General features: G+C 44.6%; 7 protein-coding genes. 3 read left to right on the forward strand and 4 right to left on the reverse strand.

Annotated elements, in window-relative coordinates; all coding sequences use genetic code 11:
- Positions 1-577: 577 nt before the first annotated feature.
- Complete coding sequence (gene glgA, locus PSE7367_RS17070) at positions 578-1,957, forward strand: glycogen synthase GlgA (protein ID WP_015166592.1); 1,380 nt, start codon at positions 578-580, stop codon at positions 1,955-1,957.
- Positions 1,958-2,340: 383 nt separating this feature from the next.
- On the opposite strand, the gene PSE7367_RS17075 is transcribed toward glgA, so the two are convergent.
- Positions 2,341-3,240: an MBL fold metallo-hydrolase gene (locus PSE7367_RS17075; protein WP_015166593.1), complete on the reverse strand. Its 900-nt coding sequence runs from the start codon at positions 3,238-3,240 to the stop codon at positions 2,341-2,343.
- A 1,444-nt stretch (positions 3,241-4,684) separates the two neighbouring features.
- Between PSE7367_RS17075 and PSE7367_RS17080 the strand changes: the two genes are divergently transcribed.
- Positions 4,685-7,117, forward strand: a complete 2,433-nt coding sequence (locus tag PSE7367_RS17080; RefSeq protein WP_015166594.1) for a heavy metal translocating P-type ATPase — start codon at positions 4,685-4,687, stop codon at positions 7,115-7,117.
- A complete protein-coding gene (locus tag PSE7367_RS17085; protein ID WP_015166595.1) occupies positions 7,114-7,440 on the forward strand; it encodes a helix-turn-helix domain-containing protein in 327 nt (108 codons plus the stop codon). The genes PSE7367_RS17080 and PSE7367_RS17085 overlap by 4 nt, the downstream gene beginning before the upstream one ends.
- Before the next feature lie 101 nt (positions 7,441-7,541).
- Here PSE7367_RS17085 and PSE7367_RS17090 read toward each other — a convergent pair whose 3' ends face one another.
- The 3 genes from PSE7367_RS17090 to pcrA form a co-directional block, all read right to left on the reverse strand.
- On the reverse strand, positions 7,542-7,886 hold the full coding sequence (locus tag PSE7367_RS17090; RefSeq protein ID WP_015166596.1) for a hypothetical protein: 345 nt from the start codon (positions 7,884-7,886) through the stop codon (positions 7,542-7,544).
- Positions 7,887-8,010: 124 nt separating this feature from the next.
- The gene (locus PSE7367_RS17095) at positions 8,011-9,936 is read right to left on the reverse strand and encodes a P-loop NTPase fold protein (protein ID WP_015166597.1); all 1,926 of its coding nucleotides are present in this window, start codon (positions 9,934-9,936) and stop codon (positions 8,011-8,013) included.
- A gap of 23 nt (positions 9,937-9,959) precedes the next feature.
- Complete coding sequence (gene pcrA, locus PSE7367_RS17100; protein ID WP_015166598.1) at positions 9,960-12,359, reverse strand: DNA helicase PcrA; 2,400 nt, start codon at positions 12,357-12,359, stop codon at positions 9,960-9,962.
- Positions 12,360-12,523: the final 164 nt, after the last annotated feature.

The following is a 12,523-nucleotide window of genomic DNA, read 5'->3' on the forward strand; positions in this document are numbered from 1 at the left end:
ATCGGGACAATCTATCGGTTTATGAGACAACAATCCAACTGTTGGGATTGTTTTTTTGTTGGCTAATTGGGATAAAAATCAAGCATTTTGAATCCCTAACTTATCGCTTCTGGGGATTTCATGTTGCGATATCGATAAATAATCAATAAATAATCAATAAATGTGTTATGGGATATCTGGTGATGGCATAGAAGTAAGATTTTTAGCCATAGAGATCGCTATTTTTGTAAAGTTTGTAAAATTTGATGGTCTAGAACCTTTAATAGAGCGCTATTACCTTGGTGTCAGTGGTTTTTCTGTTCTTCAGCGAACTGACACAACCAACAACCAGGAGGCAAAATAAGGGTTATGCGCTGCCCAATCCGATCGATACTTTAACTTAGCTTGATCCTCTAACTTAACTTGATGAGTTGTTGTTGTTAGATATCTGATTTGGCCAGGTCGATTGCCGCATCGAGGTTCTAACGCTTCTTTTGATCCAGTTGATTCAGATGCAGCAATTTGTAGCGCAGATGTACCCGTTTTGGATAAGAATAACAAAAGTGGACTTAATAAAGATTTAGGATTCGATTGGTCTATGAAAATATTGTTTGCCGCAGCCGAAGCATCACCGATCGCAAAAGTTGGTGGAATGGCTGATGTGGTTGGTGCTTTGCCCAAGGTTCTCCGCGATCGCGGTCATGATGTCAGGATCATCATGCCTTACTACGGCACCTTGCCAGATAAGCTGGCCAATAAGCCGCAGTGGATCTGGAAAGGCAATTGTATGTTCCAGGATTTTGATATTTTCGAGACGACTCTGCCTGGTACTGATGTGCCTTTATATCTGCTTGGGCATGGCTCCTTTATTCCATCTAGAATCTATTACGGCGAGGATGAAGATTGGCGGTTTACTTTGTTTGCCAATGGCGTAGCCGAATTTGCCTGGAACTATTGGAAACCAAATGTAATTCACTGTCATGATTGGCATACCGGCATGATTCCGGTTTGGATGGTGGAGAGCCCGGACATTAGCACTGTATTTACGATCCATAATTTGGCCTACCAAGGCCCCTGGCGCTGGAAGCTAGATCGGATCGCCTGGGTGCCCTGGTACACCCAAGGCCACAACACAATGGCGGCAGGCATTCACCACGCTAATATTGTGAATACGGTTTCGCCTACCTACGCCCAACAAATTTGTACAGCAGGCTATGGCGAGAGCTTAGATGGCTTGCTTTCCTATCGCCAACCACGTGGGATTTTGAATGGGATCGATTACCAAAAGTTAGATCCAGCCACAGATAAATATTTGGAAAAGAACTTTACGGCGGACACGCTAGAAAATCGCACGATCAACAAACTGGTGTTGCAAGAGGAAATTGGCCTGAATGCCAGCCGATCGGCCTTCTTTGTGGGGATGGTATCGCGCCTGGTAGAGCAAAAGGGTATTGATCTAATTATTCAGGTGATGGATCGCTTTTTGTCCTATACCGACGCGCAATTTGTGATCCTGGGGACAGGTGAGCGCTATTATGAAACCCAAATGTGGGAGCTGGCTTCGCGCTATCCTGGCCGGGTCTCAGCCCAGATTTTGTTTAATGTTTCCCTGGCGCAACGTATTTACGCCGGTACGGATGCATTTTTGATGCCAAGCCGATTTGAGCCTTGTGGTATTAGTCAAATGATCGCGTTGCGCTATGGTTCGGTGCCGATCGTGCGACAGACTGGTGGGCTGGTAGATACCGTCTTCCACCATGAGCCAGCCAAGAACAAGGGTACTGGCTATTGCTTCGATCGCTATGAACCCCTGGATATGTTCACTTGCTTGGTCAGGGCATGGGAAGGTTTCCGTTATCCTGATGCCTGGCGGCGATTGCAGCAACGGGCGATGGCTTCGCAATTTAGCTGGGAGCGGTCGGCTGATCAGTATGAAGACATGTATCGATCGGTTACCGGGATTGAAGCTGCGGCCTAACATGTCGGGCTTGATTGCAAATTTGGAGCAATAACTAATAACTAATAACTGGGGCTACTTTGGTAAGTTGTAGTAAGTAGCTCTGTTTTCGATCGCTCCTAATAATACTCTGGTATTACCTGGTAATAAATACACCTGTTCGAGCGTTACCCTGTCGATCGCCCACAGATGTATCAATCTCCATCAACTAGCAGTAGATCCGTTTATCCTCTTCTGGAAGGACAAGGACTAACATGTAACATGCCAGATCCTTAGCAAACTAATTACATTAGTTCTATTGCTCTATTGATTTTATTGCTCTATTGAGGTGAGGTAATGAGGTAACAAAGTTAGAGTTAGTTATTAGTTAGTTAACCGCTTGACTTAAGTTGGCCTAAGGTGGCTTAAGCAGGATGTTCAGCTAAAACCAAGCGATCTTCTTTCTGTCCCCGCGAAGGGATATATAAACTCATGCCCTCTTTAGCAACCAATGCGCCAGGAAATTTTGATTTGGCCTTATCTGCCACCACATCCAAAAATTCATCACTGTGGGAAGGATCATGGTGAAAAATTACCAGAGTTTTAACATTTGCTGCCTCTGCCACCTTGATCGCCTCTTGCCAGGTGGAATGCCCCCAACCCACTTTGGATGAAGTCTTAGACCAATATTCCTCATCGGTATAGGCCGCGTCAATAATTAAAACATCAGCATCACGAGCCAAATGCACCAAATCTAGATCAAGGCGATCGGCAAAATGCTCAGTATCCGTCGCATAAACTGCCACTTCATCACCCCAGCTCACCCGATAGCCAGTTGCCTCACCAGGATGATTCAGTATCCCCGGTTCAACCGTAACGCCATTGCCCAATTCGATATTTTTACCAATTTCTACAGCACTAAAATTCAAGGCTGAAGCCATCACCCGCAATGGTACTGGGAAATTGGGATGGAGCATTTGATCTTCCAGCCGTTCCTGGATTGTGGCTCCATTGGGTGCATCTTTGCCGTGAATAGTAAAGCTATTGCCCTTAATGAAAGCAGGCGTAAAGAAGGGAAATCCTTGAATATGATCCCAATGGCTATGGGTAAAGAAAATATCCGCACTGGCTGGCATTTCTTTGACTATGTGTTGCCCCAACACCCGCAAACCAGTACCACCATCAAAAATAATCCGTTTTCCATGACAGCGCATTTCCACACAGGGAGTATTACCGCCGTAGCGCACGGTGTTAATCCCAGGAGTAGCAATGCTACCTCTTACACCCCAAAAATGAATTGAAAATTGACTATCGATAACGGGCATGAGTCAAATAGTTAGAAGGAGTTGGCTTTTGGTTCAACGGCGATCGCAGGATGATCAATACAAAAAACAATTTACACAATTAATTACACAATTAATTACACAATTAAAACGTGAATAGGCTTTGCTTAATACCACCTATCTGTTTATGTTTGACGACCTCTTGAATATTTAAGCTGGCGTTTTGCATCACAATTAGTCCAAAATCAATAGCATGGGCTAAAGCTATATTCGTGGGCACCAGCTAGAACAGAGAAATAACAGTAACCCCAAAACTTCTTTAGATAAATACTTATCTCTTCAGCTAAACAAATGATCCGTAAATAATCTATGAGCTATATTGCTTAATCTAGCTAGATGGATTAGCAACTTAGTTAATTGGCTAGCTGGATCGTGTCTGCACCAAACCATGCCATGCCAGCTTCCAACAAGTTTAATGCACAATACAATCATTTTATCTTAGCTTCGAGTGATATTGATTAATATAAGCTTTTCGTACTAATTGCCAGGCTGCTAGCTACCAGAACTAAACAAAAAAATGCAATTTGAGACTTTATTTATTAAATTTACTAAGACTGGAATTGCAACATAGATACATTGGCATATTTGTTTAGGTGTGGTGGCAGTTGGATCGTAGTTTTATTACTGGTTTTTATTGCTGAGGTTTGTTAATGGTTAAGTAAATCAAATTGGTAGTGCTGAACAAGTAAGGATTTGGGAGATAGTTGAATATCTATAACCCAAACAAGCTAAGCTCCGAATTTTAAATCGATTGCTAATTATCCTTACTACTGCATGACTACCATCAAATTAAATTAACGATCGCCTAGTCTTAATAGTTGCCAATGTAACTAACAGCCATAGTTAACGATTTAAATCTGCGCGACTATGGAAAGCATCAAAAATAATTAAATCTATTGAATCTAATTACTAATCACACGTAGAGTGATTTAAAAGCTGAGCAGCCACCTAGGCCACCTAGAGCAATAATGAATCTGCCCCTTAGTTTTTAGCGGCAAAAAAGCGATCGATTTACATAACTAAGATTAGTGAGGTTTATTAACTTCTTTCAGTGACTAAGATCACAAATAACAAGATCACAAATAACAATAGATAGTAAGACCACTAGCATGGTTTCTGTGGAGACTATTTAGAGCCTTTCCAGCATTTTAATCTGGTGCCATTTAAAGACCTGTTTGGTCGGAATTACGATCGCTTGGGTGCAATTACGCCATACGGATGTTTCTCTAGGAGTAAATTCCATAGAATGACTACGATCGCAATGTTCTTATGGCAATGGTTGCAGCGATTTTTACTTAGCGTATCTAATTATGCTTATTATGCTTAATCAGATTTGAGCTAAGCTTTCCAGCGCTAGCAGTTTTCACAGCTTATAATCTTAGTTGGGCTTAATTAAGTTCAAACATTAGCGAAATTAGATACCGTAATGACAGCAACAACCCCAAATACGCCGAATATTCCAAATACGCCAAGCACAGAAGTCGCTACGATCTCGCTCCAGGTTTCAGGCATGAAGTGTGCTGGATGTGTGGCCGCCGTGGAAAAGCGGCTATTGGCATGTGATGGGGTCAGGGCAGCTACGGTTAATTTAGTGACCGAACGGGCAACGATCGCAGTTGAGCCAGAGTCCGATCGCCAGGAATTAATTAACAGTGCAATCGAGACTGTTAGCAAGGCTGGCTTTGAGGCAAAAGAATATCAACGATCGCCATTGCAAACTGATTCTGAATCCAGTCGTGAAAACCTCAAGGGCAAAGTTGAGTTGCTGGGGCTAAGCTGGCAAGCGCCACCGGGGGGGGATATTGCGATCGCTGTGGTTTTAATTTTTCTGGCGGTGCTGGGGCATTTGGGGCCAATGGGAGTGATTGAGCTGCCCTTGATCAGTAATATGTATGCCCATTGGGTATTTGCGACTGCTGCCTTGTTAATTCCTGGGCGGGCAATTTTGCGTGATGGGTTCAAGGGGTTGTGGTATCGCATTCCCAATATGAACTCTTTGATCTCGATCGGGGCGATTTCTGCCTATATTGCCAGCGTCGTAGCGCTATTTTGGCCCCAACTGGGGTGGCGCTGTTTTTTTGAAGAACCGGTGATGCTGTTGGGGTTTATTTTGCTAGGCCGATCGCTGGAAGCCAGAGCCAGGGGCAAAGCCAGCGCAGCACTGCAGCAGCTCATAAATCTTCAGCCCTATTCGGCACGGCTCTTGGTTGGTGCGGAGCAATTACAAGTGCCCGTTACTGAAGTCCAGATCGGCGATCGCTTATTGGTTTTACCAGGCGAGAAAATCCCCACCGATGCCAGGGTGGTGGCCGGCAGCTCTAGGGTGGATGAATCAATGCTGACCGGGGAATCTGTGCCCGTAGATAAACAAACAGCGGCCAGAGTGACCGGGGCAACGCTCAACCTGACTGGGGCATTGACGATCGAAGTAGAACAGGCGATCGAGCAGTCCACCTTTGCCCGAATTGTGGCCTTAGTAGAGCAAGCCCAGGCTCAAAAAGCGCCAATCCAAACCCTGGCCGATCGCATTTCCGGCTATTTTACCTATGGAATTATGGCGATCGCGGCGTTGACTTTGCTGGGTTGGCTGTTGCTGGGCGGGGTGGAATTGATTTTTGCGATCAAGCTAGCGATTACGGTGCTAGTAATTGCCTGTCCCTGTGCCTTGGGGTTGGCCACACCAACGGCGATCCTGGTGGGTACTGGGATGGGCGCAGAACGGGGGATTTTGATCAAGGGTGGCGATCGGCTTCAGCAGGTACATAGCCTTGATGCGATCGTGTTTGATAAAACTGGCACACTAACGCTGGGGTCGGCACAGGTCAGCGATCTGGTGGCAGTGGATCATGCCTTTAAGCAAATTTTTAGTCTCAGTCAGTCTGATCAGTCGGCTGTTGTTGCATCTAGCTCTGAGCAGGCGGTAAATGCAAGTGATCGGCCAGAATCACTTATTGCGGCAAATGAGTTATTAAAATGGGCGGCCAGTGCCGAAAAACAAGCTAATCATAATCTGGGGGAGGCGATCGTCAGGGCAGCAGCCGATCGCAAGTTGGCACTTATAAGCACTAAAGAATGCATCAGCGAGACGGGCATGGGAGTGAGGGCGATCGTGGGTGATCTAAATAATCCCGATGCCGATCAAACGGTTCTGGTGGGTACTCAGGCATGGCTGGAGCAAAATAATATTACGATCGATCCGGCGTACCTGTCTCAAGCAACCGAGTTGGCCAGCAGTGGTAAAACGGTGGTGTATGTGGCGATCGCGGCGCGATTTGTGGGGCTAATTACAATCACTGATCCTTTGCGCGGTAATGCAGCCGATGCGGTGGCGGCTTTGCAAAAAATGGGCTTGCAAGTGTGGATGCTAACGGGCGATCGCTATGCTACGGCGCAGGTAATTGCCGATCGGGTGGGCATTCCGGCTCAGCAGATCATTGCAGACGTGAAGCCCGATGGTAAGGCAGCCACGATCGAAAAGCTGCAAGCGCAAGGTTTGCAAGTGGCAATGGTGGGCGATGGGGTGAATGATGCGCCAGCGTTGGCCAAGGCGGAAGTTGGCATTGCGCTTAGTTCTGGCACTGATGTGGCAATGGAAACCGCTGATATTGTGTTGATGCACAATGACATTGCTGATGTGGTCAAGGCGATCGGCCTGAGTAAGGCCACCTTCAACAAAATCCGCCAGAATTTGTTCTGGGCATTTGCCTATAATCTCTTGGGTATCCCGATCGCTGCTGGTTTGCTCTATCCCAGCCTGGGGGTTTTACTCAATCCCATGATCGCTGGATTGGCAATGGCGTTTAGTTCGGTGACGGTGGTGGTTAATTCGTTGTCGTTGCGCTGGAGTTTTAGAAATTGAAAGAGCTAGAGTTTCAGGTAAGTAGCGGCAATATTTTTGCAGATATGGAGCTAGAAGAAGCTGACCAGCTATATGTTTGTGCCCAGCTTGGTTTTCAGATCCGCCAACTCCTAAGGGAAAGAGGATACACCCATCAACAAGTAACAGAGCTATTAAATATTACTCAGCAGGAAGCAGATAATCTTATTAAAGGTCAATACCATTTATTTACAGAAGGGAAACTCATTAAGTTTCTGAATAAACTTGATTTTAAGGTAGTTATTCAGATTTCTCCTCATCAAGATAATGAACCCTTTCAATTAGTGGCTTTGGAAAGAAGCTGATCTCGCATTGGCAGCTAAACCTTCGATGTGTTAACGCGAAAGGCAATTTGAATAATTAATAGCACCTAATTCTAGGCTGGTAAGAAGTATTAGGGGCAATTTTAAGACTGCGATCGCTTCGGGCTAGATTTAGCTACTTTGGCCTCGATCGCCTCTTGGGTTTGGTTTAGCTTCTGTTCGATCGCTGCCATTGTTTGGGCAATTTCTTGCATCTTGTTGCCACTATCGGCAATGCGACGGCAATCCAGCTTGCGTTGGCGGTGGCGCTCGCGGATTTGCTCTAGTTTGGCAAAAATCTGCTGACTTGTTTCCTCGATGTCTTGCCGAGCGCGATTGGCATCAGCCTCGGTAATCACCATTTTGGTGCGGAGGTGATCCATATTCCCTGGTAGCTGCCGCAGGGAGGATTGCAGCTTTTTTTGTTGGCGTGGTTCTAAATAGTCCAAGGCTTCCCTCGCGTTAGTATTAATATCTATTCTTTACTCTCTCATTTCTATATCTATAGTAAGACGACTACATAGGTATGTCGATCGCTAAATGTGTCGTTTGGTTTGGCAATTGCCACGAAAATTAGTTTAGATTATTTGAGGCTTCTAAACTAGATATAGCTTCTTCTAAATACTGCTTACAAAACTCACTTAGCCAGAAGCCACTTAATTTACCTTTTCTATTCTCTGATTCTTGTAACAACAAGTTTTTAACCGATCTAAGCCAAGGTAATTCACTTATTAAATCTTGGTTGTAAACTTCATATCGCTTTTTAAAAGCAAACAATGCTGAGCGCTGATCTTCAATAGACATCCTTAAAAACAAGGAAACAAATTCTGTTGGAGCAACATACTTAGAAATAAATAACGGAGTCTTGTAATATTCCCTCTCATCGGGATCTTCACTTTGGTTATTGTTTAAGTAAATTAAGTGCCTAAACTCAGCAGGTTCTTTCTCCATCTTTGCAAGGAGTTGTTTTACCTTAAAAGGCATTCTTTCTTTTCGGACGACCTCATTAATCTTGCTAATATAATCTTCAAATTCTTTGAATTCTTGGTACTCTTTACCGCTGAATGCAAATCCTAAATATCCTCCAACGTAATACTCTATGTCCCTAGGTAAGACTTCAAATTTACCTGCAGTTCGCAAGTAGCCAATATAATCTTTAGCATCTTGCAGAATTTCCGATTTGTCTTTGCTATAAATACCTGACTCTGAAAACATTAAGAAAAGTCCAAATACATGTTTTATTGCACCGAGGTCTGTTAATTCTCTATTCTCATATTCAGACTTAACTTCCTCGAATAGGTCGTCAAAATCATTATCAGAGATACCTTTTCCCTTGAAACTATTAAGCAATCTAAGCCAAGCAGAACTATTCTCATCTGCAAAATATTTGCTGTTAGGTAATAACTGCTCTAGTATTTGTACATCAATTTTACCCTTGTCGAAAAACTCATACCACCATTCAGAATTAGGGAATGGAGAATGTAAATTTAAAGCGTAATATTTGCTTGCTATTTTCCCGAGCTTATTTTCCTTTGACTGATTCTCATTACTCTTTTCTTTGGATATTTGCTCTTGTGTGAGGTTATTACGCATACTTTTTACAAGCTCATCTTCAAGTTTTAGGATATCTTTAGGGGTCATGGCTCCTCTATTGATTTCAATTGTGAAAGCCATCAATACACTGAAGAGATCTTTCAAGAAATCAGGACTACTTTTAGCCTCTTTAGGCAGTACATTAAAAATAAATTCAAAGTCGGAGATGACTTGCTTTAAACACCTTAAGTTTTTGAAGTTTGCTTGAAGATATATATCTTCGATTAAAGAGATGTTCTCAGACAAAAATTTCTTTACATTGTCTTTTTTCTGTATAAAAGCATTTAGTGCAGCATTAATATCTATGTTCACCTCAAAAGTTTTGCCTATCAATTTTTCTTTGATTCGTGAAAAATCATTGCTTTTGTCGATTAAGAGTTCTTCTTCGTTTGCTACTAAAATCACTCTCAGCTCTTGCTGCTCGACGAAAGAGTTGATGTAGCCTAATCTATCTTTTAGAGGTATGCTGCAGCGCTCCAAGTCATCAAATATTAAGATAGGATTATTCAAATCCAAGAGATACTTCGGGATTTGGTTGAGCGTAGGTAGTTTGAGGGTTACAGGCCCAACTTTCCCAGAACCCCTTATAATATCTCCAAAAATTTGGCCAGCAAGTCTTGCTCCTTTCGAGTTAAAAAGTGGATTTAGCTGCAGAAAGAATTCGTACTCAATTTGCGCTACTGATGTAATTCCATTCAAACTAACGTAAAGGCATTTTTGCTTATTTCTTTTGTTGCGTTTGTCAAAGTGCTTCTTATACTTTTTTACAAACCAAGTTTTGCCGGAACCCCATTCGCCTTTCAATAAAACAGCAAATCCTGGGGAATGCCCGAGCCCACAATAATAATCTAGATATTTCTCGAGGTGAATGTTGAACTCATTTATAAAATTATTGTTTTGAGTCATGATTTTTAGCTTTGCCTGAATTTTTATAACTTCTGCATTGGTGCTAAGCGAGGATCGAGAATTTTTTTGCCCCTCCCCTCAAAACTAACCGCCACATACATTTTTTCGCCCGATCCCAGCAGATTCGTCACCTTGCCCTCGCCAAACTCATCATGCATCAACCGATCGCCCACCTGCCAATCCGCGATCGCCATGCGTGGCTTCACCACATCCTTAGTCCGAGATTTATTTCTAAGTTTGTCAGCGATCGTCAAGCGGCGACCCGCCCCCGCCGATTCACTACTACTACCAGAACTAGCATAGGCGCTGCTGCCATAGCGCTCCGCCGATTGACCACTGAGTAAATCCTTGGGTAATTCATCCAGGAACTGTGAGGCGATTGCATATTCCCGATTGCCATAGAGCCGCCTGGCCTGGGCATGGGTGAGGATCAATTTTTCCTGGGCGCGGGTAATACCCACATACATCAAGCGGCGTTCTTCTTCCAGTGCCATTGGGTCATTCAGCGATCGATAGCTGGGAAATAGTCCCTGCTCCAGGCCAACTAAAAACACCACCGGAAATTCTAACCCCTTGGCGGAATGCAACGTCATCAGGGTGACTTTTTCAGCATCCTCATCGGCATTGTCCAAACTAGAAGCAAGGGCGGCACTGGCCAGGAATGCATCCAAAGAGGGATCGCCACTTTCTTCCGCATATTGCAATGCTGCGTTATATAGCTCATTCAGGTTGGCCAATCGCTCTGTGGCCTCGTCGTTACCCTGGGCTTGTAGTTCCTGTTCATAGCCCGACTCAGATACAATCCCTTGGATAATTTCTGCCGCTGACATGCCCTGAGCCTGACCGATCCATTTGTTGATTAGCTCCATAAAACCAATTACTTTCTTGGCTGCCCTACCCGTAATTGTTTTGACTGAGGTTTCATCGCCGAGAATTTCCCACAGTGGGATACCCAACTCCCGGGCGGCATCGGTGAGCTTTGCGATCGTGGATGCGCCGATCCCTCGCTTGGGCGTATTAATCACCCGCAGCAAACTAATCGTATCGGCGGGATTAGACAGCAAACGCAAATAGGCCAGGATGTCTTTGATCTCTTTGCGATCGTAGAACCGAAACCCACCCACGATCTTGTAGGGGATATCCAGCATCTCCCCTTCCAATACCCGTGATTGGGCATTAGTACGATACAAAATCGCAAAATGTCCCCAATTGGCGTTGGGGATTTGGGCTTTAATCGCGCGAATCTGCTGTACCACATAGGCCGCTTCGTCGATCTCCGTATCCCCCCGATAGAGGTGGATCAGATCACCATCGTTGCGGGTAGGGCGCAAGACCTTATCGATCCGCTCGCTGTTGTTTTCAATCAATTGATTGGCGGCACTGAGAATATTCGCCACCGATCGATAGTTTTCCTCCAGCTTAATCATGGTCTTGGTCTTAGCATCAGCCAGGCGATCGCCAAAGGTTTCCTGGAATTCCATCAGGATTGTAAAATCAGCACCGCGAAATCGATAGATGCTCTGATCGGCATCACCCACCGTAAACACCGATCGCCCCTGCCAGTCAAAATCCTGGCCAGACCTGAGGTTGCCCGTTGCCAACAGCCGAATTAGCTCATACTGAGTGCGGTTGGTATCTTGATATTCGTCCACCAGAATATGCTTAAAGCGATCGTGCCAATAGGCCAAAGTTTCTGGGCTCTGGCGGAATAGTTTTACTGGCAAGAAAATCAAATCATCAAAATCCAGGGCATTATTAGCCGCCAGTTGAGTTTGATAGGTTTCATAGACCAGGGCGATCTGACGCGCTTTGAAGCCAGACTCGTTTTGTTGATATTGTTGCGGTGTCCAGCCTTGATTTTTAGCGTTGCTGATTGCAAACCGCACCGATCGCGGCTCAAACCGTTTTTCATCCAGATTCAGCCGATTGGTCACAATGTCCTTAACCAAAGACTGGGCATCGGACTCATCAAAGATCGAAAAATTGGTCTGCCACTTGTGGCCATTCTCACTGGTGTATTTATCTATATCCAGCCGCAAGATCCGACAACACATACTGTGGAAAGTACCCACCCACAGCCCATCGGTGGCATAGCTATTAATACGCCGGATTTTGGAAGCTAGGCGCTTACGATCGACTTCCACCAGATTATCTAGCGGCTTGCCATACTCAACTAAGGCCAACTCTTGCATCAACAGATTAGAAATGCGATCGCCCATCTCCCTTGCGGCTTTGTTGGTGAAGGTAACCGCCAAAATGCTCTCTGGGGCAACATTGTGGTTAAGCAACAGGTTGGCAATTCGATAGGTGAGGGTGCGCGTTTTGCCCGATCCGGCTCCAGCCACTACCAGCAGAGGACCCTGGGTATGGCTAGCGGCTTTTTTCTGGGCAGGGTTGAGGTGATTTAAAAACTGGGCGTTCATGCTGAAACCTTAATTGCTCTACGCGGATAGTTTTGGGCTGGCGATCGCTGCCAAACTATAACCTAAATTAGATTACAAATGAATTTAAAGAGATGCCCATTACTTAGCTATTTATTTGCTATTGATAAATCTATGCATATAACTAATGATACTTGGCCGCAGGC

Source organism: Pseudanabaena sp. PCC 7367 (genome assembly GCF_000317065.1).
GTDB lineage: Bacteria > Cyanobacteriota > Cyanobacteriia > Pseudanabaenales > Pseudanabaenaceae > Thalassoporum > Thalassoporum mexicanum.